At 63.6% G+C, this 25,100-nt stretch carries 15 protein-coding genes; 6 read left to right on the top strand and 9 right to left on the bottom strand.

What is annotated here, in order from left to right; translation table 11 throughout:
• Positions 1-156 precede the first annotated feature (156 nt).
• From OXT71_16340 to OXT71_16330, 3 genes are read right to left on the bottom strand one after another with little or no spacing between them, the layout of a single operon-like run.
• Complete coding sequence (locus OXT71_16340) at positions 157-1,638, bottom strand: sodium/proline symporter (protein ID MDE2927967.1); 1,482 nt, start codon at positions 1,636-1,638, stop codon at positions 157-159.
• Entirely contained in the window at positions 1,638-2,177 is a 540-nt protein-coding gene (locus OXT71_16335) for a hypothetical protein (protein ID MDE2927966.1), read from the bottom strand. The genes OXT71_16340 and OXT71_16335 overlap by 1 nt, the downstream gene beginning before the upstream one ends.
• A gap of 7 nt (positions 2,178-2,184) precedes the next feature.
• Complete coding sequence (locus tag OXT71_16330; GenBank protein ID MDE2927965.1) at positions 2,185-4,518, bottom strand: SLC13 family permease; 2,334 nt, start codon at positions 4,516-4,518, stop codon at positions 2,185-2,187.
• 152 nt (positions 4,519-4,670) lie between these two features.
• Between OXT71_16330 and OXT71_16325 the strand changes: the two genes are divergently transcribed.
• From OXT71_16325 to OXT71_16310, 4 genes are read left to right on the top strand one after another with little or no spacing between them, the layout of a single operon-like run.
• Positions 4,671-5,282 (top strand): hypothetical protein, encoded by a 612-nt coding sequence (locus OXT71_16325; protein ID MDE2927964.1) that lies wholly within the window; start codon positions 4,671-4,673, stop codon positions 5,280-5,282.
• Positions 5,279-8,911: a hypothetical protein gene (locus OXT71_16320; protein ID MDE2927963.1), complete on the top strand. Its 3,633-nt coding sequence runs from the start codon at positions 5,279-5,281 to the stop codon at positions 8,909-8,911. Before OXT71_16325 ends, OXT71_16320 begins: the two co-directional genes overlap by 4 nt.
• 21 nt (positions 8,912-8,932) lie before the next feature.
• Positions 8,933-11,020 (top strand): VWA domain-containing protein, encoded by a 2,088-nt coding sequence (locus OXT71_16315; protein MDE2927962.1) that lies wholly within the window; start codon positions 8,933-8,935, stop codon positions 11,018-11,020.
• 35 nt (positions 11,021-11,055) lie between these two features.
• Positions 11,056-11,886, top strand: coding sequence for a hypothetical protein (locus OXT71_16310; protein MDE2927961.1), 831 nt, complete (start codon positions 11,056-11,058; stop codon positions 11,884-11,886).
• A gap of 104 nt (positions 11,887-11,990) precedes the next feature.
• Here the strand turns inward: OXT71_16310 and OXT71_16305 are convergent, their stop codons facing one another.
• The 6 genes from OXT71_16305 to OXT71_16280 form a co-directional block, all read right to left on the bottom strand.
• Complete coding sequence (locus OXT71_16305; GenBank protein ID MDE2927960.1) at positions 11,991-12,821, bottom strand: hypothetical protein; 831 nt, start codon at positions 12,819-12,821, stop codon at positions 11,991-11,993.
• A gap of 240 nt (positions 12,822-13,061) precedes the next feature.
• Positions 13,062-16,184 carry an AAA family ATPase gene (locus OXT71_16300; protein MDE2927959.1) on the bottom strand — a complete coding sequence of 1,041 codons (3,123 nt, stop codon included), beginning with the start codon at positions 16,182-16,184 and terminating at the stop codon, positions 13,062-13,064.
• Positions 16,181-17,455, bottom strand: coding sequence for a DNA repair exonuclease (locus OXT71_16295; GenBank protein ID MDE2927958.1), 1,275 nt, complete (start codon positions 17,453-17,455; stop codon positions 16,181-16,183). Before OXT71_16295 ends, OXT71_16300 begins: the two co-directional genes overlap by 4 nt.
• An 81-nt stretch (positions 17,456-17,536) precedes the next feature.
• A complete protein-coding gene (locus OXT71_16290) occupies positions 17,537-18,886 on the bottom strand; it encodes a PQQ-binding-like beta-propeller repeat protein (protein MDE2927957.1) in 1,350 nt (449 codons plus the stop codon).
• On the bottom strand, positions 18,883-20,313 hold the full coding sequence (locus OXT71_16285; GenBank protein ID MDE2927956.1) for a DUF1501 domain-containing protein: 1,431 nt from the start codon (positions 20,311-20,313) through the stop codon (positions 18,883-18,885). The genes OXT71_16290 and OXT71_16285 overlap by 4 nt, the downstream gene beginning before the upstream one ends.
• A gap of 4 nt (positions 20,314-20,317) precedes the next feature.
• Positions 20,318-23,938: a PSD1 and planctomycete cytochrome C domain-containing protein gene (locus OXT71_16280; protein ID MDE2927955.1), complete on the bottom strand. Its 3,621-nt coding sequence runs from the start codon at positions 23,936-23,938 to the stop codon at positions 20,318-20,320.
• A gap of 12 nt (positions 23,939-23,950) precedes the next feature.
• On the opposite strand from OXT71_16280, the gene OXT71_16275 reads away from it, so the two are divergent.
• Entirely contained in the window at positions 23,951-24,142 is a 192-nt protein-coding gene (locus OXT71_16275) for a hypothetical protein (protein ID MDE2927954.1), read from the top strand.
• Complete coding sequence (locus tag OXT71_16270; GenBank protein MDE2927953.1) at positions 24,139-25,098, top strand: hypothetical protein; 960 nt, start codon at positions 24,139-24,141, stop codon at positions 25,096-25,098. The genes OXT71_16275 and OXT71_16270 overlap by 4 nt, the downstream gene beginning before the upstream one ends.
• Positions 25,099-25,100 lie beyond the last annotated feature (2 nt).

Below are 25,100 nucleotides of genomic sequence, written 5' to 3'. Positions count from 1 at the left end.
TTCTAATCGCCCATTCGATTGGTGGCAGTCGAGGGGGGGCGATTTCTAATCGCCCGTTCGATTGGTGGCAGATTGTCGCTCCGGAGTCCGGCGGTTAGGAAACCGCCGCCCCCGGTTGGGAAACCGCCGCCCCCGGCTGGGAAACCGCCGCTCCTCCTACGTGTCCAGCAGCCGGTCGATGTCCGGGTCGAGCACAGGCCGGGGCGATGCCAGAGAGATCCCGACGAACAGGGTCAGGGATACCAGCAGCGAAATTGCGCCCGGGTCGATGCCCCAGGGAACTTGGGCGTCGAGCAGGCGAAACGCGAAATTGATGGACAGGCTGACCAGAATGGCGGTCTTGGCCGCCAGCGCCGTGGCCCGCTTCCAGTTCAATCCCAGGGCCACGACCGGGACCAGGGCCGCGGCAAAGGTGCCCCAGCCGAAGGCGCCCAGAATGGCCACCAGGTCACCGCTGTAGAGGGCGAAAACCGAAGCCACGGAGGCGATGATCACCGTGGCCGTCCGGGCCCAGAACAACTCGTTTCCCAGCGACCGTCCCCGGAGCGCCCGGGGAATGTCGTGGACCACGGCGGCCGCGCCGATGTTCAGAAAGCCGTCGGCCGTCGACATGATGGCCGCGAAAAGGGCCGCGAAGACCAGCCCGGCCAGGACCGGGGGCACGTAGTGCGCGAGAAACTGCGGAGCAGCCGAATCGGCCCCCTCCAGTTCCGGATGCATCCCCCGGATCACCAGGGCCCGCATGGCCAGGCCGATGCTGACCCAGAGCAGCGCCGACACGGCGTATCCGAGGGCGGCCACAGGCAGGATGTACTTGGCGTCCCGGATCCGCCGGTTCATCATCATCTTGGTGACGACGTGGGGTTGGCCGGCGACTCCCAGGATGAAGAGCAGGTACCAGGAGAGCCCCTGGAACGCTCCCAGTGTTCCCCAGGGGCTCATGGAACCGGCGTCGTCGGCCGAGATGGTCGAGACGATCCCGTTCCAACCCCCGGGGGCCACGTTGGCCGTCGCCAGGAAAACCAGCACGGCGGCGGCCACCATCACCAGTCCCTGGACCAGGTCCGTATAGACCGAGGCGATGATGCCCCCCGTCACGCAATAGAAGACCAGCACCGCGCAGGAGAAGGCCACGCAGGCCTCCATGCTGAAAACGCCGAGGCCGGCGCCTGCGACCAGGTCCCGGAGCACCGTGGCCATGGCCAGGATCTGGGTCGCCAGGTATCCCATGACCCCCAGGAGAATGGCGAGAGCGGCCAGGAAACGGCATCCCTCGCTGCCGTATCGCGCCGCCACCGCATCGGGCAGCGAGACCGGCTCCCTGAGCTCGGCCAGAAGCCGGATCCGCTTGGCCAGCAACGCGAAACAGAGGACGTAGCCCAGGGGAATGGACATCACCATCCAGACGGAGGTCATTCCCATCCGGTAGACGAGCCCGGGGCCGCCCACGAATCCGAACCCGCTCATGGTGCTGGAGAAGACGGCCAGGCCGGTGACCCAGACGCCCAGATCCCGCCCCGCCATGAAGAAATCCCGGGTGGAGCGTGTCCGGCTCAGGGCCCAAAGGCCGACGGCGATGCACATCACCATGTACAAGCCCACGAAGAGCAGGATCACCGAGCTTCGGGAGAGATCCATCACCCTCTCCCCTTCCCTCTTCGTGATCGGACCAGCCGGAGAAAATCGCGGTGGGCCTCCTCCGTCAGGATCCATCGGTCGAAGCTGACGACGTACAGAATCACGAAGTAGATGGGCGGCAGGATCCAGAGGAAGAAAACCATCACCACGGTCGGCGGAGGGAAGGACCAGAGAGAAGGCGCGACGGGATGGACGTGCGCCAGAATCATCCAGGAAAAAATTCCGGCGTGGAGGAGACCGCCCAGCAACAGGGGAACTCGCAGCAGGCCCGATCCCTTTCGTCCTGCCAGGCCCAGACCCAGGAGACAGAGAAACACGGCGATCTGCAGCACCCCCACCAGCCAGACACCGGCCAGGAGGGGGTCATTGTTCTCCCAACTCCACCCGCTCCGCTCCATGGTGGAAAATTGGGGATGATCGACGGGTCCCCAGTTGCTCCTGGCGCCATTCAGAATGAAGGCTCCCAGGACCAGGCTCAGCAAGGCCAGCAGGACCAGGAGCATCCACGTCAGCCGGGTTTGCGAATCTCTAGCGGACATTCCTGCATTACCCCGCAGGAGAAAAGAGCGGGACCAGAAAGACCAGCAGAATCAGAATCACCACCGTCAGTGGCGTCCCGACCCGGATGTAGTCCATGCTTCGATACCCGCCTGCCCCCATCACCAGGAGGTTGGCCTTGTGGCTGAACGGCGTCATGAAAGCGGCCGATGCGGCCAGACTGACGCACATCATGACCGTATGCGGGTCAAGTCCCAACTGGGTTCCGGCGTTCAGCGCCACCGGGGCCAGAAGCACCACCGCGGGAGCGCCGTCGAGGCACTGGCTCATCAGGCTCGTCAGCAGCACCAACGCGGCCAGGATTCCATACTCACCCCAAGGGCCCGCGACCCCGGTGACGGTATCGGCCAGTAACAATGCCGCTCCCGTGCGCTCCATCGCCGAGCCGAACGTCAACACGGCCGCCACCAGGAATATGGCCCTCCACTCGATGGCGCGGTAGGCCTCCTCCATGGTCAGAGTTCTAAACAGAAGAACGAGGCTGGCCGCCGTAAAGGCCGCAACGTGGATGGGTTGGAATCCGGTGACGACCATGGCAATCATCACCAGCAATCCGCCCAGGGCGAGCGGTGCCTTGTGGGTGCGGCGCGGCCGGCGTTCTACCCGGGAAAACAGGACCAGGTCGGGGTCGAGCCCCAGATTCCGAATCCGGTCCCAGGGTCCTTGCAGCAGCAGGGCATCACCGAAACGGAAGGAAAGATTCGCCAGATCCGAGTGGATGGGCCGTCCTTCCCGCCAGACGGCAAGGATCTGGAGGCCGAATCGATCCCGGAACTTCACTTCCTTGAGGGTGCGGCCCACCAGGGACGAGCGCGGCGCAAACGCCGCTTCGGCAAGACCCACGTCGTCCGTTTCCAGGGGGATTCCTCCGACACCGGGATCGAGCTCCACGTCATCCGTCCCGAGCCGCCGCACGATCTTGTCCGGGCTCCCCGAAACCAACAAACCGTCGCCTTCCCGGATCTCGGTATCCGCGAACACCCCCAAATGGGTCATGCCTCCGCGGATGACGGCGCCCACGGTGACCCCCGCCAACTCACCGATCCGGCTGTTGCCGACCGTGGTGCCGACCAGCGCGGAACCCTTGGGAACCCGGATCACAAAAAGTTGATCCCATATGTTTCTCAGCACGGACAATCCCACTTCCCTGACCCGAAAGTCGCTTTGGGAACGCAGTCTCTCCAATTTGGCCCGGGCCCCCAGTACCAGTAACTCGTCGTTTTTCCGCAATGTGCGCCTGGCCAGGTCGTCCTTCAGATACTTTCCACTCCGATGGATCGCCACCACGACGGCATCGAAGCGTTCGCGGAAACGAACTTCCGGAAGGCTCTTTCCCAGCAGGTCGGAATCGTCCGGCAGGCGGAGCCGAATCCCGGTCACCCCCTTCACCGGCCGCGGCAGTTCACCGGCCGTGGTCTGCTGAATCTTCAACTCCCGAACTTTCATCAGATCTTGAAGATCCGACCGGTTTCCCTCCACCAGCAGCACGTCCCCGCCCTTGAGAAGCGTGCCGGGTCCCAGTTCGACCCGTTTCGTCCCGCCCCGCAAGATCGCGACGACCTGAATCCCCAGGGCGGTGCCGAGCCGCGACTCCTCCAGCGAGACTCCAGCCAGCCGGGATTGGAGAGGAATCCGGATCGAGAACAGCCGTTCGTGCAACTGATAGACCTGGGACAAATGGGACGACTCGTCGGTGACGGGTCCCACCTCCCGCCGCGGAAGCAACTTTCGGCCCAGCGTCACCATGAAGAGGATCCCGGCGGCCAGGAGGGCCAAGCCGACCGGAGTAAAATCGAAGAGACCGAAAGGCTCCAGTCCCCGCTCCCTCATTATGGTCCCCGCCAGGATATTGGGAGGGGTTCCGACGAGGGTCGTGGTCCCACCCAATATGGATCCGAAGGCAAGGGGCATGAAGAGTCTGGACGGAGGAATCCCGCTCTGGTAGGCGATGCTTCCCACGGCCGGCATGAGAACGGCCGTCGCCGCTATGTTGTTCATGAAGGCGGAAAGCACTCCCGCGATTGCCATCAGGATCACGATGAGAGGGATTTCCCGGCTTCCAACGAGCGAATAAACGATCCCTCCGGCACGGTCGGCCACGCCCGTGTGCAGAAGCGCGGCACTGACGATGAAAACGGACATCATGGTGATGACCGCCGGTGAAGAGAAGCCGGTGAACGCTTCTGCGGGCGTGACGTATCCCGCCAGGGTCAGGACCACCAGGCCGAGGAACGCCGTCAGATCGACCGGAAGCTTTTCGGTCAGGAACAGGTAGGCCATGACCGCAAGGAGAACAAAAAGGAAACCGATTTCCGGGGTCATAGCCGCAACTCTCTAATAACACCGGCTCACGGAACCGGTCAATCCGGCTTGGCGGAGCGGCAGCGAAACAATCCCAACCCGTTCACGTACTGGATGGGTGAAAGTCATGAGCAAGACACGCACTTGGAAACGTTAGAGGAGGTAGATCGGAAATGTCTCTACAGAGTCGGATCGTCCCATTGTTTGCCGCGGTTGTCGGGTTGTTCTGGATGGGCACGGAATCCCTCGCGGCCCAGGCTCCGGACTTCTCGGGGAACTGGATTCTCAACGAGGACAAGAGCGAGATGCCGCGTTTCGGCCGCGGCCGCGGCGGGGGCCGGGACGGCGGATTCCGGGGCGGCGGCCGCGGTGGCGGCGGTCGAGGCGATGGGGGCCGGGAGGGTGGCTTGCGAGGCGGCCGGCGCGGCGGCGGCCGGGGTGCCGCAATGGCCCCGTCGCGATTGTCGGTTCAGCAGGATAGCGATACTCTGACCGTCGTCCATGAAAGGAGACGAGGCCAGTCCCGGGAGATGACTCTCAAGCCCGGCTCCGGCCCCCAGGAAGTCTCCTCCTTCATGGGGGTGGCGACCGTGGAGGCCAAGTGGAAGGGCTCGGAACTGGAAGTCAAGCAGGTCCAGGAACGCGAGACTCCCAGGGGCAACTTCAAGATCGAGCAGAAGACACGGTGGAGCCTCTCGGACGACGGCAGGACCCTGACCACGAAAGTCACGCTCAAGACGCCCCGGGGTGACATGGACCATACTCTGGTCTACGACAAGGAATGATCCACAATCCTTCATCCAACACGCAACGCCACCGCTGGGTGGTTCCGGCGGTGGCGGCGCTGCTCTGCTTGATTCCCTGTTCCGGAGTTCCGGACCCGGACCTCCTGCAACGCCTCGCCCGCGTGCTCGAGCTGAGAAAGGAACTCCTGTCGGGCTACTCGGTGGAGGTGGAGAACCGGACCGTTGCCAACACGCCCTTCGGAAATCAACGGTTCGATTTCCGGGAACGCCACTACCTGGGAAGCACGGAAGAGTTCAAGAAGGAGATCCTGAGCCTGACGCGCAACGGCCAGCCCATGGACCCAACCTCCCGCCGCCGCCGGGGCGGACGTTTCATGAATGCGCTCGGTCCGCTGGAAGGCCTCGACATCCTCACCTCTCAGGATTTCCTCAGGAAGGCGGAGATCGTAGGACCCGGGCAGGTGGACGAACGGCCCGCCGTCGAGGTGAAGACGGAGCCCAAGATCCGTGGCCTGAAGGTTCGGGAGGCCCGCATCTGGATCGACCCTGAGACCGCCATGCCGCTCCGGGTCCGGATGCGTTTCTCGGCCGGCGTGTTCATCAGCGACGCCCGTCTCACCCTGAACCTGGCTCTCGACTCCAACCAGGGAATCACCGTGCCGCGGTTCCAGACGGCCACAGTCACCATGGGGGGCTTCGGCCGGCGGGGTGGGTTTGGAAGAGGAGACCGCCCGGGCCGTGGAGGAGGCGGCGGCGGCAGGATGGGCTTCGGCGGAGGGATCGAGATCGAGACTTCCCAGGCATGGAAGGGATATCAGTGGGGCCTGGAGTTCGAGAAGGACTTCTTCAAGGCCGGGGCCGGGCCCGCGCCTTCCCGGCAACGCCGGCCGCGACGCCGGAATGCTCTCGAAGAGGATCCCTTCGAAGAGATCCGCATCGGGGATCAACAGAGCTTCGGCGGCCAGGACCGGAGTCTGCAGGAAACCACCGAGGAAGTGTTGATCCAAGGAGCTTCGCTCCGCCAGGGAGGCGGTTTCGGCGCCAGCGAGAGTCAGATCATGGGCGCCGTCATGGGCCGCGGGGGGCGCGGCGGCCGGGGCGGATTCCGCGGTGCCCGCATCGCCGGCGGCCGCGTCAACCGGGTTCAGGGCTCCGTTTCCATGGGTTTCTCGGGATCGGCGCTCGACGCGAAACCCTATTCCCTGGACGGTGGAGAAACGCCGGACCCGGACTACGTTTCGTGGAACGCGGGTGTGTCCGCAGGCGGCCCCCTTTCCGGTCAGGACGATTCGTCGAGGAGATCCTTTTTCGGCCGCCGCCGTTCGTTTTTCTTCGTCGACTTCAACGCCAACTGGGGAGACGAACTGAGAACCCGGTACGCATCGGTTCCCACAGCCGCGGAACGGCAAGGGGACTTCTCCCAAACCACTTATCGAACCGGTCCACTGGCGGGCGAACCGGTCCGAATATTCGATCCCTCCAGCGGGCAAGCCTACGCCGGGGCATCGCTGCCGGGTGACCGGCTCAATCCCATATCCCAATCGCTGCTTGCCTTCTTTCCCCTCCCCAACCGCGGCGATCCCTATCTCAACTACTTGAACACGGAACCCTTGGGCATTGCCGGAAACCGATTGAATTCCCGGATCTTCCACTCCCTTTCCGACTCGCTGCGCCTGACGGGAGGCTACAACTTCAACCGCAGCGACCGGGATGAATTCAACGCTTTTCCGGCCCTTTACGGACGGGGCAGCGAACGCGGACAGAACCTTTCGCTGAATCTGATCCAAACCACGGCGGGTGGCCTGCTGCACAACGTGCGGGTTCGTTGGAACCGGAACCGGAACCGCCGGCTCAACCCGTTCGCCTTTCAATCCAACGTGAGCTCCGATCTGGGCATCCGGAACACGTCGATGGCCCCCATCGATTTCGGGCTCCCCCAGATTCAGTTCACCAACTACACGTCGCTCTCCGATGGAAGCTCCTCCTTGAACATCCGGGAGACGCATTCGGTGAGCGACTCTCTTCAGTTGACCTTCGCGGGGCACCATTTCCGCATCGGCGGGGAGGTGGCCTGGAACCGGCGGAATCAGTTGGGCAACCCGGAAGGCGCGGGGGTCCAGATCTTCGCCGGGGTGGCCACCAGCGCCTACGGTTCGGGCCGCCCGGTGTCAGGGACCGGATACGACTTCGCCGACTTCCTGCTCGGCCTGGCCCAGAGCAGCCGGATTCAGTACGGCAACAGCGACCACTACCTGAGGGCCCCGGAGTACTCACTCTTCATCAACGACAACTGGAGAATCCACTCCAGGCTTACCCTCCAGTGGGGCCTCCGCTACGAATACGTGGCGCCTTGGGTGGAGTTGTACGACCGCATGGCCAACCTGGACGTGGCGCCTGGGTTCCAGGCGGCGGCGACCGTATTTCCAGGAAGCCGGGGACCCTTTTCGGGAAGCGTTCCGCGAGCGCTGATCCAAGACGACCGCAACAACCTGGCCCCGCGCGTCGCGCTGGCCCTCCGGCTCAGGTCCGGCCAATGGGCGTCCGTCCTCCGCGCCAACTACGGGATCTTCCATCCCCACGAGTCCTACGCCGCCCTGACCGGAGAGCTGATCTCGCAGCCTCCCTTCGGATTCGCGATCCAGGAAACGGTGGCCGGACAAGACTTTCTTCCCATCGAATCGGCATTCTCCAGCGATCTTGAGGAGGACGTCCCCAATACCTACGCGGTGGACCCCCACTTCCGCCTGCCCACGGTGCAGACCTGGAACCTGAGCCTGCAACAGTCGCTCCCCCGCAACTTCTTCCTCAGCCTGGGGTACGCCGGCTCGCGGGGGACGGGCCTGGAACTGCTCCGAGCCCCCAACAGGCTCCTGGACGGGGTTCAACGGATCCACGACACGGCCCAGTTCCTGTTTCTCACTCCGGGGGCCTCTTCCTATTTCCACGGGCTCCAGGTGCTGGCGGTGCGGCGGGTGCGGTCCGGCTTCACGCTGAACCTCCGCTACGAGTACGGCAAGTCGCTGGACAACGCGGCCACGCTTTCGGGAGGCGGCCGCGTGGTGGCCCAAAACGACGACGACCTGAACTCGGAGTGGGGACCCTCCAACTTGGACCGGCGCCACAGCTTGCGCTTGGGCGGTTTCTATGAACTCCCCTTCGGAGACCGCCACCGTTGGCTCCGGGACCGGGGAATCCTCAGTTCCATCTTCAGCAACTGGTTTGTCAACACGAGTCTCACGGTCAACAGCGGCCGTTTCCTGACGGCTCGCGTCCTGGGCAACCAGATCAACAACAGCGGCAGCGCCTCCCAGGCCAGCGAGCGGGCCAGCGTGACGGGGCTTCCCGTCATGCTGGACGCTTCCCAACGCTCCACCGGAGCCTGGTTCAATACCGCGGCATTCCGTCTTCCCGACCCGGGGAGCTTCGGGGACGCCGGACGCAACACCATCCAGGGTCCGGGATCCTGGACCATCGACCTGAGCCTGGCCAGATCCATCCCGGTGGGAGGCGAAGGGATGCGGCTGATCCTGCAGGCCGATGCCACCAACCTGCTGAATCATGTCAACTACACGGGGTTGAACACCATCGTGAACTCCCGCGGGTTCGGGCAAATCACGTCGGTCTCACAGATGCGGCGGATCCAGTTGCGGCTGAGATTCATGTTCTGACGCCATGGTTTCCGAGTGCGAATGAAGCGAACTGCCGTAACTCGTACCAGGCGCTGTCCGAACCGGTCCGCGTCCGGCGCCCGGCGCCCGGCTCGGTTGGTCGCTTCCGCCATCGCCTGTCTTCTCGCCTGGAACGTCCTTTGGAGCCAGGACTCCCCCATCCGCTTCCGGGTGAGGACAAATCTGATCCTGGTGGACGTCCAGGTCAGGGATTCGGACGGGCGCCCCGTCCGGGGCCTGAAGGCGGAGGACTTCACCCTGATCGAGGAGGGAGTCTCGCAGAAGATCGGGTACTTTCAGGAGGTGTTCCTGCCGCTCACCAGCGAGCGCGTCGCCTTCGCCCGGGCCGAACCCGAGACCGCGCCCGCGACCTCTCCCACCGGACCCGGCGACGACTATCCGGCCACGCCCGAGAAGCGTTACCTGATCGTCCTCTTCAACTTCTCCAACGCCAACATCCAGGACTCGCGAATGATGCGCGAGTCGGCTCTCCGGTTCCTGGACCGGCAATTGACGCCGCAAGACGCTGTCGCCGTCCTGGCCTACGACCAGGGACTCCAGCTTCTCGTGGATTTCACCTCCGACCCCGGAGAATTGTCCCGGGTCCTGGGAGGCCTGTCCCAACGGGATCGGGAAAGCGACGTGTCGTTGCCGGATGATGATTCCGACGCGGCCGCCGACGGGGAGTTTCTGGCCGACGAGACCGAGTTCGCCCTGTTCGAGAGCAATCACCAGCTCAGCGCCATCCAGGCCATCGCCGACGCCTTCCGGGACGTGCCCGGAAGGAAGGCCCTGGTCTATTTCTCTGCCGGACTCACCAGCCGCGGAATCGAGAACGACGACCAGCTCCGTTGGACCGCGGATCTCTGCAATCGGGCCAATATCAGCATCTACGCCGTCGACGCCCGAGGGTTGGTGGCCCTCTCCCCCGGGGGCGGAGCGCAGCGTTCGGGAGGGGGACAGGGCATCTTCACGGGCCGGGCGGACCTCAATCAACTGGTCCGGCTCAGCCAGTCGCGCGAGGGGCTGATCACCCTGGCCGCCGATACCGGCGGTGCGGTGCTCCTGGACGACAACGACCTGGGGAAGATCTTCCGCAAGGCCCAGGAGGATTCGAGCCACTACTACCTTCTGGGGTACTACGCTCCGGCCCCGCCCCGCGACGGCCGTTTCCGCAAGGTCGAGGTCACCGTCAGCCGTCCCGGGATCCGCCTGGCCTACCGGCAGGGTTACTATGCGGACAAGCCTTACGCGGCCTTGAGCAATCCCGAAAGGGAATTCAAGCTGCTCCAGACCGTCCTGGAGGGTGACCCCAAGGTTGAGTTTCCCGTGGAGATCTCGGCGGAATACTTCCCCGGCTTCGAGGGAGGGTTCCGGGTTCCCGTCCTGGCGGCGTTCGATCGCACCGAGTTCCCGTCTTTCGCGGAATCCGGACGGCTCAACCTGGAAGTGATCATCTTGGCGCGCGACCTGAAGGGCGTGGCGCGGGCCGGACTCCGGGACCGGGTGGAAATCCGGCGCCGCAACGAGGGAGAGAAGGATACTCGCTTCGTTTACCAGAACCTTCTGGTCCTGGGACCCGGCCAGTACGTGCTCCGGGTGCTGCTTCGGGACAACCGGTCCGGGCTGTTGTCCCAGATGGACCACCGGTTGGACCTTCCGTCCCACCGCGAGGTCCGGTCCAGTTCCCTGGTGTTGGCCGGAAAGCTGGAGGAATCGACGGCTCAGTCCCGCTACCGGATCAAGACGGGCAAGCAGGTGGCCGAGATCGCCAATCCCCTGGAAATCGGAGCCCGTGTTCTGATTCCCCGGGTCGGGTCCCGCTTCCACCCGCACGAGACCCTCTACGTGCACGGCCAGGTGGAGACCGCCGGAAACCGTGGCGGGGAATACAGGATCTTGATTCTGAACGCCGGAGGAACGAACATATACGAAGGAGCATGGAAGGCCCTTCCCGGGGGATTTGAGAGTGCCGCCAGCGTCAATGCACGGCTTCCGCTGCAACAGCTCGGTCATGGCAAGTACCGGATCGTGGTGGAGGTGCGCTTCTCCGAATCTCAGGGCCATCGTCTGGCTGAGGACTTCCAGATCGTCCCCGATGGGGTCTGAATTCGTGGCCGTCCGTTGATCATCGAGGTTCACTCATGAGGAAATCGATCCTGCTTGTTTCCTGCATCCTGTTGCTGACCACCGCCCCGGTCTGGCCCCGAAAATTCTGGAAGGAATCCGCGTACTCCGATTGGTCCGAGAAGGAAGTGATGCGGATGCTCAACAAGTCTCCCTGGGCGAAGGAGATGACCATCAGCTTGCAGCGGTCGCGGGGCGTCACGGGAACCACCATGAGGACGGGCCGCCGCGACGGACCCAACCGGTCGGGCCGGGGTTTCGGGTCCGGTGGCGGTCTCGGCGGCGGCGGGGGAGTCGGTGGCGGTCGTGGCGGTGGCGGTCGTGGCGGTGGCAGAGGGTTCGGCGGCCGCGGCATGGGCAGGGGCTTCCCCCCCGCCGTGAATTTGACGCTGCGCTGGTACAGCGCCCTGCCCATCAAGCAGGCTTTCGCGCGGGCCCGCTTCGGCGAACAGGCGGAGTCGACAGCCGAACTGGCCGAGTTCCTGGCACCGGAGGTGAACTACATCATCATCGGCGTTTCAGGACTGCCGGCCCGCATGACCCGGATTCCGGCCGACCGGCGGCAGGCCGTCGTAGAAAGGCTCAGGTCCGAATCTTTCCTCAAGATCAAGGGCCGCGAGCCGATTGCACTCGAGGCCGTCCAGATGCAAAAGGACCAGGTTCACCTTCTGAACGCACGAACCGGGCAGTCCGGCTTCGAATTGATCTTCGTCTTTCCGCGGCCCACGTCGAATCCAATTACCTTGAAGGAAAAGAACATCGAGTTCGTCACCCGGCTCATGGGCCGCAAGGTGTCCAAGAAGTTCAAGCTCAAGGACATGGTCTTTGACGGCAAGCTGGAGCTTTGACGGCGGGGACGGAGTCGACAGGCGCCTGAAGGAAGACCTGCCCCCCAAGCAGGAACTGGACCGCCCCCGAAAACCGCACGGAAGTTCGCTACGATGCGGAGTGGCTAGAACGCCACGCTCAGCGTAAACCCGCCCCAGAGCGTGTCCGCCAGGTCGGCGCCGGTCGCCTTGGGCACTTCCCGAGGATCCTGAAACTGGCTGTCGCGAATCTCCTGACCGATGAGGCCGCTGTAGGTGACGAAGAAACCCGCGGACCAGTTGTCGTTGATGGTGATGGGAAGAGTCGCCGTGAGACTGGCGTCATGAAGACCGCCGGAACTCACGCCGTAGTAGAAGTCGGTGAATCCGGTGTTCACCATCGCCAACGTCGCCGACAGATCGAAGCTGGAGAAGACGTCGTGGTTGAGGGGAAAACTGTGTCCGGCAGCCATCTGAAAATACAGCCCGGTACTGCCGCCGTTGCTCGTCTCGTCCACGTCGACGTAAAGAGTGAACGAAGGGGCCAGCGGCGCATTGTCCAAGGTCACTCCCCCGTAGATCTCGGTCGTCGACGCCAGTGAAGCCGAGCGCTCGGGAAACGTATATAAGATCGTACCGACGCTGATGGTGGCGCCTTCCACGGAATGATCGTAGGAAAACGTGTAATCGACCTCGGAAAATTTTCCCTTCAATCCGTCACCCGGCTGGATCGGCAACGCATCACCCGGGTTCACGGCGGTCAGATCCATGGTTCCCCAGATATTGGCGGAGAAACCGCCGATGCCCAGTGTGAACGCCGGTTGCATACTCCAGTCGTTGGTCAACCGTTGCCCGCGCCACAGGTACTTGCTGACCATGGCGACGTCGCCGCCCGCCGAATAGATGGAATCCTGTGCCGCCGCCATTCCCTGAAACCCGAACACCAGGATGGCGAGAGAGGTGATTTTCTTCTTCATAAGCTGCAACTCCGTTCCACGTTCACACGTAAGACTAATTAGCGCCGAACACTGTAGCGAGCGTAGAGAAATTCACCGTTGAAGCCGAACGGGGCGGACCGGCACGAGAATACGAAGATGTCCGGCGAGTCGATGATCAAGTTGCCGGAGGGATCTTCGAGTCGCCCACTCCGCGACTGTCCAACTGTGTTCTCGTCGGGAACAACATTGAACAGGTAGTGGACACCGAATGTCAACAACCTAACCAATCCAGATGAGGTCCGGGCTCTTCTCCCCGGCCGCCTTTTGGAATAATTCAACGACTGCGGGGTGACAGGTGAAGACCAGGATCTGGTTGGTCCGCGACAACTCCACAAAGGCCCGGGCCGCCCGCAGGGCACGGTCGGGATCAAAGTTCACCAGAACTTCGTCCACGACGACAGGCAACGGCTCCGTCCGCAGGCCCAGTTCCCGGATCAATCCGAAACGCAAAGACAGGAACAACTGCTCCCGCGTGCCCCGGCTCAACTCGTCCGGCGATTTGCGGTGACCCGCGCCTTCGGTGACGATGATGGTCCGTTCGCCCAGGGGAGCGTAGACCTGAGGGTACCGGTTCCCGGTGATGCGATCGAAGAATCTCTCCGCATGCCGGACAACGCCGGGCTGCCGCTCCTTCTCGAACTTGCTCTGCGCCGATTCCAGCAGTTGTTGGACCAGCGTTCGAATGACCCATTCCCGGGCATGGCCCCGGATCTGTTCCAGGAGCAGGTGCCGTTCCATCCGCCATCCTGAGGACTGTTCCTCTCCGATGAGCCGATCCAGATCGCTGCGGATGCCGCCACGCTCGGTGGACAGGGACTGGATTTCCTTGTCGGCTTCGTCGAGTTCATCCCGGACCTGGTTGATCCGGGCCAGGATCGACTGAAGGTCGATATTTTCGAGTCTTTGCATCAGCGAGTCCAGGCGTTCTCCGGGGCCGCTGATGCGCTGGAGCCGGCTCAGAACCTCTCGCCTCCGCTCGCCCAACTCGGCGCGCTGCCGGAAGCGCTCGGCGCGCTTCCGAAAGTGTTCGGCATCCGTGGCGCCGCCGGACCCAAGAAGCCGCCTCAACTCGGATTCCGCGGCAGCGAGCCGTTTTTCCCGCTCTTTCAGCTCCGACTCCGCCGTGTGCAACTCCGTGGTCGCGTTGGCCCGATCCCGCAACTTCCGGCGGACCCGTTCGTCAAGGTCGATCAAGGCGTCAGCCGTCCCGCCGACCGCATGGGCGTCGCCAGGATCGAAATCGACATCGAAAGAGGAAGCCAGCGGCCCCACCATCGCCGCGTAGGAATCGATATCCTCGCGAATGCCCGCGATGCGCTGGCGCCAGTTTCGAACCTCGGCGAATCGGTTTCTCCCCAACTCGATCTGTCCTCGGAGCTCTCCCATGGCTTCCGGCGTGAAGGTCGTGTGCAAACTGCGCTCTTCAAGCCAGGCGCGCCAGGCCATTCTCGCAGCGTCGACCCGCGCCCGCGCCCGCGCCACGTTCTCTCCCGCTTCGTCCTTCCTGGCCGCTCGCTCCCGCATGGACTCCTTCGCCTGCTTCAAGACCTGACGCAACCGTTCCCGTTGTGCGAGTCGCAGGTTCTCTGCATCCAAAGACTCCTCGGCATCGGTGAGGACGGACTCATTGATCTCCTTGAGCCCCATCTCGAGGGCGGTCTCACCCAGCTCGGCCCGCATGTCCAAGTGCCGGCGGCGGGCATCTTCCAGCGAACGCCGGATCGGATCCGCAATCGGCGATTCCGCCGTCCCTGCGCCGGCGCGGTTCCGGACAAGGAAGTAGACGGCCAGGGCGATCAGGATCAGGCTCGTGACCACGCCCATGACCAGAATCGCCCCGCCCCCCATGACTCCCGCCACGGCAAGGACGATGCCAATAGCCGCGCAGAGCACCGCGAGCCACATCATGGCGTTCCCGGCTGCCGGTGAACCCGCTCGATAAACGCCATCCAGTTGCCGCTTCAGGTCCGAAGCCCGCTGCACCTCACGCTCATACCGGTTCAACTGCGCCCTGGCCCTGCGGACCTCGGATCGGCGCCTTCTGACCCCGTCGGCGTCGTACTCCGGCCTTGGGTCCGCTTCCAACTCCTTTTTCGCTCTATCGACCGATTGGGACGCCTCCTTCAGCAGCCCTTCCGCCTGCTCATGGGCCGATTCACTTCGCCTCAGCCCTTCCCGTGCCCGCCGCAGCCGTTCTTCGTGCTCGGATATCTCCTCACGGACGGCGAGCGACAGGTCGAAGTGTTCCAGCCGCTGTTCGTCCCAGTCCGGTCCCAACTCCTGAATGGTCTTGAGCAGATCGTTCCGGTAGTTCTCAAGTTCCGCCTGACGCTTTGGAAGGTCGCGCACCGATTTGTCGAACGCCCCTCGGAGCCGTGCCAGATTCCTGATTTCTACTGCGCTGTCAACGATGGCGGCATGCTCGATCCGGACCGTCGTCTTTGCTCTGGCTTCCTCGACGCCGGTACGGGCGGAGTCGTATTCCCGCCTGGCGCCCCTCAAACGCTCCTCCAGGGCTTCCAGGCGGCGTATTCCGTCGACCGGAAAATCCTTGATTACCGGAAGTTCGACCAATTGCCGATCGACGCCGATCAGGTCGTTCCAATCCTCCCAGGCATCCTGCAATTGGCGCCGATGATCGAGACGGCTCTGGCCCCGGCGCCGGACCCGCTTCAGGTCCGAGAGCCTTGACTCGACCTCCTGGAGACGGGTGGTGAGGCGTCCGAACTCGACGGCATTGTTGGCGACGTCTCGAAGTCTCGCCTCGACTTCATCCAACTTTCTGGCGGTCCGCGCAATCCGGTTGACGCTGCCCCCTTTGAGGAACAGCGTTGCACGCTCCGCCTGGAGTTTCTTCACGGCCTGGGGAAGCTTGGTGACTCCCATGCCGGCGCTGTAGATCTGGCTGTTCACGCTGGATTTCCCCAACAGGTCGCCGCTGTGGAGATCTTCGAGGGTGAAGGCAAAGACACTTTCGAAGACGTCGCGGCCATGGTGTCCCAACAACTGGGCCAGGACTCCCTTGTCGAGGACTTCTCCGTTCCCGCCAGTGACCGTCACGGGACCGGCGCCCCGGCCCTGAACGCGATGGACCACGTAGCGTCCGCCGTCGCCTCCGACCAGGTCGATACTTCCGCCGTGACGGCCCCCGGACAACGGCGGATAGTGGCGGTGTCCGAGCCGCCGGGGGAATCCGAAGAGAATGGTGCGGATAAACGCCAGGTAGGTGCTCTTACCCGCTTCGTTGGGGCCGTAGATCAGCGTGAGCGGATTGTCCAACGGCCCCACGGAGTGATCGGCAAATCGCCCGAAGCCGTCGATCCGGAACCCCTGAATCCTCACGGCACGTCGTCCTCGACCAGCAGATTCAAGGCCATGGACTCGGCCTCGTCCAACAGGCCGGAGAGAGCGGGATCGTCCGGAACGGCATCCTTGAGGTAACGCCGGTACTTCCAATGGTGAAAGAGGTCCGAGAGGCTCTCCCTCAACTTCCCCAGCAACTCGGGATCCTTCTTGGCCTGGTCGCAGAGGCGGAGCAGATCCGCCACGAAATCGGAGCCCTGAAGCCTCTCCTCCCGATCAAACGGCCCCGCCGTCCGGTCCTCGATTCGCTCGCACCAGGCGAAGGGGTGCAAATCGGCGGACGCGCGATTCAATTCGTCCGTCAAGTCGTCGATGGATCCGGGTTGGCGGAGGAACCGGTGCAGGCCTCCACGACCGCTCAGCGTCATCCGCAACACCAATGAACGGCCCTCTCCCTGCTCGAGAGCTTCCCCGACACGCCGGTGCAGATCATCCAGCAGATTCTGCTCCGTGTCGGTCTCGGCGATATCGACAATCAACCGCTCCCAGCGGACGGTGTCGACGGGACGGAACTCGAGCCCGATCCGGCCCGATTCGTCCACCGTCACCAGGTACACTCCGCGGGCCCCCGTCTCATTCAGGTGCCGGCCCTGTGGATTCCCCGGGTAGACCACGGTCGGGCTCTGCGTATTCAGCACGCGCCGGGTGTGGACATGCCCCAGAGCCCAATAGTCGACCCCCGTGTCGGCCAGGTCGCTCAGAGTGCAGGGAGCGTAGGCCAAATGGTTCGCGTCGTTGTCCACGTTCGCGTGCAGCAGACCGACGTTGAAAAACAGGGGATCGACCCGGCCCATCCGGCGGACCAGGTTCCTCTTGACGTTGCGGGTCGGATAGCTCACTCCATGTACCACGGCGCGTCCCGGCTCATTCTCGAAGACCTCCACCGCCTGGAATTTGGAGCCGAATCGATGACAGCTCGGCGGGTACCGCAGTCGCGCCTCCCATCCGTCCAGGGGATCGTGGTTGCCATGGCAGACGAAGGAACGGATCCCGTTTTGGTGGAGCCGGTCGAGCCCTTCAATGAACCGGCGCTGAGCGCGGAGGCTGCGGTCGGCTCCGTCGTAGACGTCCCCCGCAATGAGAAGTGCGTCAACTCCTTCGGTGATGCAGAGATCGACGATGTTTTCGTAGGCGTCGAATGTCGCTTGCCGAAGGCTCTTGGCGACATGCTCCGGAACGCTGGACTTCAACCCGGTGAAAGGACTGTCCAGATGCAGATCGGCAGAGTGTACGAAGCGAAACGGCTTCACGATGATTTGGATGATTGGAGGCTTTTTTTGCCGTCAGTGTAGCCGAAATTCACGGCGGTTCGCCAATACTCCGACAGGAGATCAAGGAGCCGCACCGATGGCGTAGAGGTATTTTTCGCCCCGCAGAAAGAGCTGGCGGCCCGCCAGAGCCGCCGAGGCGTTGAAGCGGTCCTCCAACTGATTGACCGCCAGGGCACGGGGCGTCTCCTCATGACTCAGCACCAGAGTCGTCCCCTTCAGGTCCGTGACGTAAACCCGTCCTGATGCGGCCACCGGCGACGCGTAGACGTTGCCGATCCCGCCCAGCCGCATCGGACCGGGCCGATCCTGTCCGGTCCGGGCTTCGACCCGTGTCAACACGCTCTGGTAGTGCGCCAGGAAATACAGGGTGCCGTCATACAGCAAGGGTGAGGGAACGTACGGTGTGGTTTGTTGCCGAGTCCAGGCCACCCGGTCCGTTCCCGTAACGTCTCCCCGCGCGCCGTCCAGGCGAATCGCCAGCAGGACACGTTTCTCGTAGCTGCTCCCCACGAAGGCCATTCCGCCGCCCGCCACGGGAGAGGCCACGATATTGGCTGCCAAACCGCCGCACTCCCAGATCACCTCGCCCGTTTCCAGATCGTATCCGCGAACCCGGCTAGTGCCGGCGACGATGACCTGAACCACGCCGTTCTGCTCGACGGCAATGGGGGTCGCCCACGAGGTCACCTCGTTACGGGGGATCTTCCAACGTTCTTTTCCGGTCCGCTTGTCCAGGGCGACGACGAACGATTGGCCTTCGTGGTCCCAGTTGACGACCAACGTGTTTCCGTGCAGGACTGGAGAGTTCCCTTCCCCATGGCCGTGTCTGGTCCTCATCACCCCCAGTTGCTTCTTCCACTGCACCTCGCCGTCCGGGCTCAGACAGTAGATCCCCTGGGAGCCGAAGTACGCCAGCACCCGCTGACCGTCGGTGAGCGGTGAGGCGGAGGCCAGACTTGCAGTGTAGTGCCCTCCCTCGTGGGGCAGGCTGGTGCGCACGGCCCGTTTCCAAACCACCTCTCCGCTGCCCCGGTCCAGAGCCAGAACCGTGAAGGCTTGGCGGCGGGTCACGGGAAGGTTTCCATGGGAACCGGGCGCGTCATCGTAGATGGGGCCAAGCGCCTTTCCCACGGGAACGGCGGCTGTCACATAGATCCGGTTCCCCCAGACGATGGGCGTCGAGTGCCCGAGTCCCGGAAGTTCCTTCTTCCAGAGGAGGTTCCGGGATTCGCTCCAGTCGACCGGCGGATCGGCTTCAGGCCCGACTCCGGTCCCCAGAGGCCCCCTCCATTGAGGCCAGTAGCGGTCCGCCTCTCCCGATTTCCGGTCCTCGGCCCACGCAACGGAAAGGAGCAGAAAAAAGATCGCCAGGGTGGTTCGGGGCATAGCTAACAGAACGACGGACCTCATGCCAGGATTTCTTGGATGACTCTCCCTCCCACGTCGGTCAAGCGAAAGTCCCGTCCCTTGAAGCGGAAGGTCAGACGCGTATGGTCGAACCCCAGGAGTTGCAGGATCGTGGCCTGAAGGTCGTGCACATGGATGGAATTCTCCACGATGTGGAATCCCAGATCATCGGTGCGGCCGATGGTCTGGCCGACCTTGAGCCCTCCCCCCGCCATCCACATGGTGAAGGCCTGGGGATGGTGATCCCGGCCCATTTTCCGGCCCAACGCCACGTTGCTTTCCACCATGGGCGTCCGGCCGAACTCGCCCCCCCAGATCACAAGGGTCCGCTCCAGCAGCCCTCGTTGCTTCAGGTCCCGGACGAGTGCCGCTGAGGCCCGGTCGGTGAGTCCACACTGCCGAATCAGGCCTCCTCTGACGTCCGTATGGTGGTCCCAGCCGGAATGATAGACATTGACGAAACGGACTCCACGCTCCACCAGCCGCCGCGCCAGCAGGCAGTTGGCGGCGAACGACGGCTCTCCGACTTCGGCCCCGTACATTTCCAGCGTCGCCGGACTCTCCTGCGACAGGTCCATGAGTTCGGGGGCGCTGCTCTGCATCCGGTAGGCCAATTCGTAAGAGTTGATGCGGGTGGAGATCTCCGGATCGCCGATGATGCCGGCATGGTGGCGGTTGAGATTCCGCAGCAGGTCCAGAGTGTCCCGCTGGAGCCGATCGTCGATTCCGGGTGGATTGCTCACGTTGAGAACCGGATCTCCCTGGGATCGGAAGGGCACGCCCTGAAACACCGTGGGCAGAAATCCACAGCTCCAGTTGGCCTGTCCGCCACTGGTCCCGTTCCCCGTGCTCAGGACCACGAATCCGGGGAGATCCTCCGCTTCGCTTCCCAGCCCGTAGGTGACCCACGAACCCAGGCTGGGATGTCCAAGCTGTGAAGTGCCCGTGTTCATGAAAATCTGGGCGGGGGCGTGATTGAAGACGTCGGTGGTCATGGATTTGATGAAGACCAGGTCGTCGGCGATCCCGGCGATGCGGGGAATGATCTCCGAGAGTTCGGCTGCCGATTGTCCGTAGCGTTTGAAGGAAAAGCGGGAGGCCATGAGGTTGGCGTCCCGTTCAATGAAAGCGTATCGCTGATCGCGCACGACTTCCTGAGGGACGGAAGTCCCGTCGTACTTGAGGAGCTCGGGCTTGTAGTCGAAGAGGTCGAGCTGGCTCGGGGCCCCTGCCATGAACAGAAAGATCACCCGGTCCACACGGGGCGCGTCGTGGGGTTTCCGGGGCGTCATGGGATGGGACCGCGCCGCACCCGAGGCCAGACTTCGAGGCCCGGCCAAGAGGGCGGCCAGGGCAATCTTGCCCAGGCCGATGCCGCATTCCTGGAACAGATGCCTTCGCGTCAGATCTCGCAGCCAGCGATCCCGCACTCGACTACTCCTTGGAAATGGTCCGGTCGAGGTTCAACAGCACCCGTGCCACCGCAGTCCACGCCAGCAGTTCCTCCCGGTTCACGCCCACCGGAACGGGTCCCATCTCCGACCCTTGAGCCGGAGTCAGTCCAACGGCCCGAATCCGTTCCATCTGAGCCTCGTAGTAGGACCGGATCTGGTCCGACTCGAAGCGATCCGGTGGCCGGGAGAGGCATCGCCGGAAAGCATAGTCGATTCGTCCCGGTTCCGGCGCGTCCTGCAGAATCCTGAGAGCGAATCCCCGCGCCGCCTCCACGAACACCGGGTCGTTGAGCAGCGTCAGGGCCTGCAGCGGCGTGTTGGAACGTTCCCGGCGAAGACAGGTGGTCTCTCTCTGGGGTGCGTCGAACGTGGTGAAGGCCGGATAGGGAACGGTCCGCTTCCAGAAGGTATACAGTCCCCGCCGGTACCGGTCCTCGCCCTCGCTCACCTCCCACTTCTTCTCGCCGAAGACCAGGTCCGCCACGCCGGCGGGCTGGAGAGGGAACACGCTGGGACCTCCGACTTTTTGGCTCAACAGTCCACCCACAGCCAAGGCAATGTCTCGAATCGTTTCCGCTTTGACCCGAAATCGGGGCCCCCGTGCGTACAGGGCATTCTCCGGATCCTTCCCCAGCAGTTCCGGCGTCACTCTCGACGATTGCCGGTAGGTGGAAGACAGGACGATCTGCCGGTGCATCGCCTTCATGCTCCAACCCTGAGACATGAATTCGTCCGCCAGCCAATCCAGCAATGCCGGATGGGAGGGGCGGCTGCCCCGAAGGCCAAAATCGTTGATGGTGGTCACGAGTCCCCGCCCGAAGTAGCTGGACCAGAGACGATTCATGACGACGCGGGCCATCAGCGGATTCTCCCGGCTGACCAACCAGCGGGCGAAGGCGATCCGATCGCGATTCGTGTCCGCCGGCCAGGGATGGAGTACCGCCGGGACTCCCGGACTCACCTGCTCTCGAGGTTCGAGAAATTCCCCGCGATGACGGACCCGGGTGGTGCGCGGACCGGCGCGCTCCGCCATGACCAGAGTCGTGGGGTGGCGGGGCATCGCCTTCCGGAGCGCCTGGATCTCCTGCTGCTCCTCCCGCAGTTCCGGAGCCACCGAAAGGAAGTGCCGGAGGAGAGCCTCCCGGTCATCGGGCGTCGCGGAATCAGGCGAAGCCGACAGGATCGACTCGATGCGCAACGGCAGACCCGAACTCGACAGGGGGGATTTTCCGGCCGACAGGAATACCCGAAAACGTCCGATGGTATGGGTGTGAATGTGGTTCTGGACGAGTGTCACCTTGAACCGCTCGCCACCGGCCACGGTGACCGGTTCCTTGAACTCGTAGACGATGCTCTGCGGCATCCCCCGTTCCCGGTCGGGAGACCAGCCGGTCTGCGTGTCTCCGTCCAGGGTCATGCCCGGATGCAAATGGCGATAAAACGAGTCTGCGGTGGCTCGCCGGAAAGCGTATGGGGTCGATCCCTCCGGCGCCGAGGCGGAAATTCCTTGGACCGTGACCTCGCTGAGCATGAAGTTGCCCTCTTCCAGGACGGTCCCGCGGCCCGGTCCTCCTCCGGGCAGGCTCTCATGACCCAGGAATTCGATCCGCAGACCCGTGACGGTGGGCAGACCCGGTTCGACCTCGAACGTATACGTGTCCGAGTTGGGATGGTTTCCGCTCACCAGAACCGACGTATCGTCGAGCACGGTGAGCGTCGCCGATTTCTCCGAGACCAGTTTCAGAGGACGGCGCATCGACCAGGATCGAACCAGGCGGCGAGCCTCCTTTTCCCAGGCCTCGTATTTCGCCGCCATATGACGGCCGCGCTGTTCCTGCTCCGGAAGGTCGGGGCGATCGTGGGTACGATGCTCCTGCCCCGGAGAGATCCGGAAACGGCCCAGGTTTTTTCCGGCCCCGGCCAGTTGTTTCACGGTGACGACCAGATCCTCGCCGGAGGCCAAGCGCAGAGGTTCATCCAGGCGGAAGACGGCCCTGTGGTGGCCGTAAGTCCTGGACAGCCCCCAGCCCGTCTCGGGATCACCGTCGAGAGCCTTGGAAACCTCGAACCCCTGGCGCGACAAGGTCGCCGTCGGTTCTCCCAGGACCAACCGGCGCGGCGAGCCGTCTGCTCGGCCCTTCACATGCAGCTCGATTTCGGAGACAACGGCCTCCCCTTTTTTCCCGCGTCCGGGACCTTGCGGTGAGCCGTCCGGGTCATGAAAGACCTCGAGCCGGATCAGGTCCACCGCAGACGACGGGCGGACGACCCAGCGATAGACCTCCTGCTCCGGATTGGGACCCGAAGCTTCGATGGAGCCGTCCGGGCGCCGGGTGAGGTGCGCACCTCCCGACGACGTGACCACGCGAGGCGGCGTCGTGTCCCAGACGCTCCGGAAGCCATACGGAGGAAACTTCCCGGAGAGCTGAGACTCCAGGGAGCGGATTCGGCCCTGGATCTCTTTCCGTTTCTCGCCGACCCTCCGGTCCGGGACCTTCATTTCCGGTTCGTCCGCGTTGTTGAGAAAGGCGAGAAACCTGTAGTACTCCGTCTGGGTGATGGGATCGTACTTGTGGTCGTGGCACTGGGCGCAGGCCAGCGTCAGACCCAGGAATGCCGCCGCCGTCGTGTTGACCCGGTCCACCACGGAGGCAAACCGGAATTCCTCCACGTCGATTCCGCCCTCCTCGTTGAGCATGGTGTTGCGGTGGAATCCAGTGGCGATCCGCCCTTCCAGGCCCCGGCCGGGAAGCATGTCCCCCGCCAGTTGATCCACCACGAAGCGGTCGAATGGAAGGTCTCTGTTCAGCGCCCGGATCACCCAGTCCCGGTACGGCCAGATGGAGCGGACCCGGTCCTTCTCGTATCCGTTCGTATCCGCATACCGAGCCACGTCCAACCAGTCGCGGGCCCAACGCTCGCCAAATCGCTCCGACGCCATCAACCCGTCCACCATCCGTTCGTAGGCGCCTGGTTCGCCGTCTCCCAGGAACCGGTCCAGCTCCGCAAGGGTGGGAGGCAACCCGATCAGGTCCAGGTGAACGCGCCGCGCCAGGGTCGCCCGCGACGCTTCCGGAGACGGGCTCAGATGCTCGGCTTCAAGCCGTTCCAGAATGAAACTGTCGATGGGATTCCGGATCCATTCCCGAGGTTCGCCTGAGGGCAACGCCGGACGCTGCGGCCGGACGAAGGCCCAGTGGTTCTGATTCCGGGATGCCTTCCCCTCGGGCCATTCGGCGCCCTGGTCGATCCAACGCCGGATGAGTTCGATCTCGCTTCCGGGAAGCGGATCCGCAAAGGCCGGCATCCGCCGCGTCGTGGAGGAATCGCTTGCGGTCAACACTTGGATCAGAAAACTGTCCCGGCTACGCCCCGGTACGATGGGCGCCCGGCCCGATGCTCCGCCCTGCCAGGCCGCCTTCCGGGAATCCAGCCGCAGCCCACCCGACTGGACGCGCTCCCCGTGGCACGTGTGGCAGTTCTTCTTGAGAATGGGCTCCACGTCGCGGTTGAAATCGACTCGTTCGGGTCGGGACCCGCCAATCGCGGGCCCCAAAGCGAGAATCAGGGGAAGGCTGGGCAAAAACCGGCTGAGAGGCATGGGCAACCCGCAATGGAAATCATCACACACTCGACCGAAGCGTTCCAATGGTGGATGCGCAGACGCGGCGGCTGGCAGTTAAGCGTCGATCCTGCATCCCCGCTTCGGAAGAATATCGTACTATTTCCGCTGAAAGCCCAGGCTTGGCGCACCGGCTGCGGGCAGGAGAACGTCAGCATCGTCTTCGGGAGCGGGATTCTGTGATTTCGAGATGTCTGCGGCTTCTCCCGGCCGTCATTCTCCTCGTGTCCCTGGGGGAATCGGCGCAAGCCGGGGCCAAGCTGAAACCCGAAACAGTCCGGGGTTACGACCGGTATGTCCAAGACCTGGAGGCGAGTCTTGAAAAGCGATTCAGCGGGGAAATGCCGTTCCTCTGGTCTGACCAGGACCTCGAGAACCGGGCCGCGCTGAAGCGGGGCCGGATCCTGATCGACGAACTGAAAGACCTGCCTGAAGTCCCAGGCGCCAGGATCAACGTCTGGCTGGGAGCCGTCTTCATTCCCGGCGCGGTTTCCGCCGACGTCCTGTCGGTGCTGATGGATTTCGACCGCCACCGGGAATGGTACCCGGAAGTTCTGGATTCCAGACTCCTGAGTCGCGACGGGTACAGTCTCCGAGGTTACCAGCGCCTCAGAATGAAGAAGATCCTGACCGTGATCTTCAACACCGAACACGAGGTCGTCTATTCGCAGGTGTCTCCGAAACGCTGGCGTGGTGTGTCGCGCAGCACAAGAATCGCCGAGGTCAAGGATGCGGGAAAACCCAAGGAGCGGGAATTGCCGGTAGGCGACGACCGAGGCTTTATGTGGCGACTGAACGCCTATTGGCACCTGGAGGAGCGGGAGGGCGGGGTGGCCACCGAGTGTTGGGCCGTTTCTCTCTCCCGGAAGATTCCCTTTGCGCTCCGCTGGATGCTCAAACCGCTCGTGACAAGCGTCCCCCGCCAGGCTCTTCGAAACACGCTGCGAGGCACTCGCCAGGCCGTGACGGACAGACTCCGAAGCGGAGCGGGGAATGCGGAACGATGGGTCGATTGGGCGTATATCCGTGGTGAAGCGAGGTCCCACGCGACTGCGACGGTCACACCGGTTGATATGATTCCCGCGGGCCGTCGGTTCAAAGGGGGCAATGCGCCACCGATCCCCGGCGGCCAGGAGTAACG

Source organism: Acidobacteriota bacterium, from assembly GCA_028874215.1.
In the GTDB taxonomy this organism is placed as follows: domain Bacteria; phylum Acidobacteriota; class UBA6911; order RPQK01; family JAJDTT01; genus JAJDTT01.
Note: the sequence above shows the minus strand (reverse complement) of the source record. Positions and strands in the feature narration are given on the sequence as shown.

Coding starts and splice junctions, on each gene's coding strand:
- OXT71_16325 (MDE2927964.1), top strand. CDS start 4,671: ATGTCTCTACAGAGTCGGATCGTCCCATTGTTTGCCGCGGTTGTCGGG.
- OXT71_16330 (MDE2927965.1), bottom strand. CDS start 4,518: ATGACCCCGGAAATCGGTTTCCTTTTTGTTCTCCTTGCGGTCATGGCC.
- OXT71_16290 (MDE2927957.1), bottom strand. CDS start 18,886: ATGAGGTCCGTCGTTCTGTTAGCTATGCCCCGAACCACCCTGGCGATC.
- OXT71_16340 (MDE2927967.1), bottom strand. CDS start 1,638: ATGGATCTCTCCCGAAGCTCGGTGATCCTGCTCTTCGTGGGCTTGTAC.
- OXT71_16275 (MDE2927954.1), top strand. CDS start 23,951: ATGGAAATCATCACACACTCGACCGAAGCGTTCCAATGGTGGATGCGC.
- OXT71_16310 (MDE2927961.1), top strand. CDS start 11,056: ATGAGGAAATCGATCCTGCTTGTTTCCTGCATCCTGTTGCTGACCACC.
- OXT71_16280 (MDE2927955.1), bottom strand. CDS start 23,938: ATGCCTCTCAGCCGGTTTTTGCCCAGCCTTCCCCTGATTCTCGCTTTG.
- OXT71_16335 (MDE2927966.1), bottom strand. CDS start 2,177: ATGTCCGCTAGAGATTCGCAAACCCGGCTGACGTGGATGCTCCTGGTC.
- OXT71_16320 (MDE2927963.1), top strand. CDS start 5,279: ATGATCCACAATCCTTCATCCAACACGCAACGCCACCGCTGGGTGGTT.
- OXT71_16315 (MDE2927962.1), top strand. CDS start 8,933: ATGAAGCGAACTGCCGTAACTCGTACCAGGCGCTGTCCGAACCGGTCC.
- OXT71_16305 (MDE2927960.1), bottom strand. CDS start 12,821: ATGAAGAAGAAAATCACCTCTCTCGCCATCCTGGTGTTCGGGTTTCAG.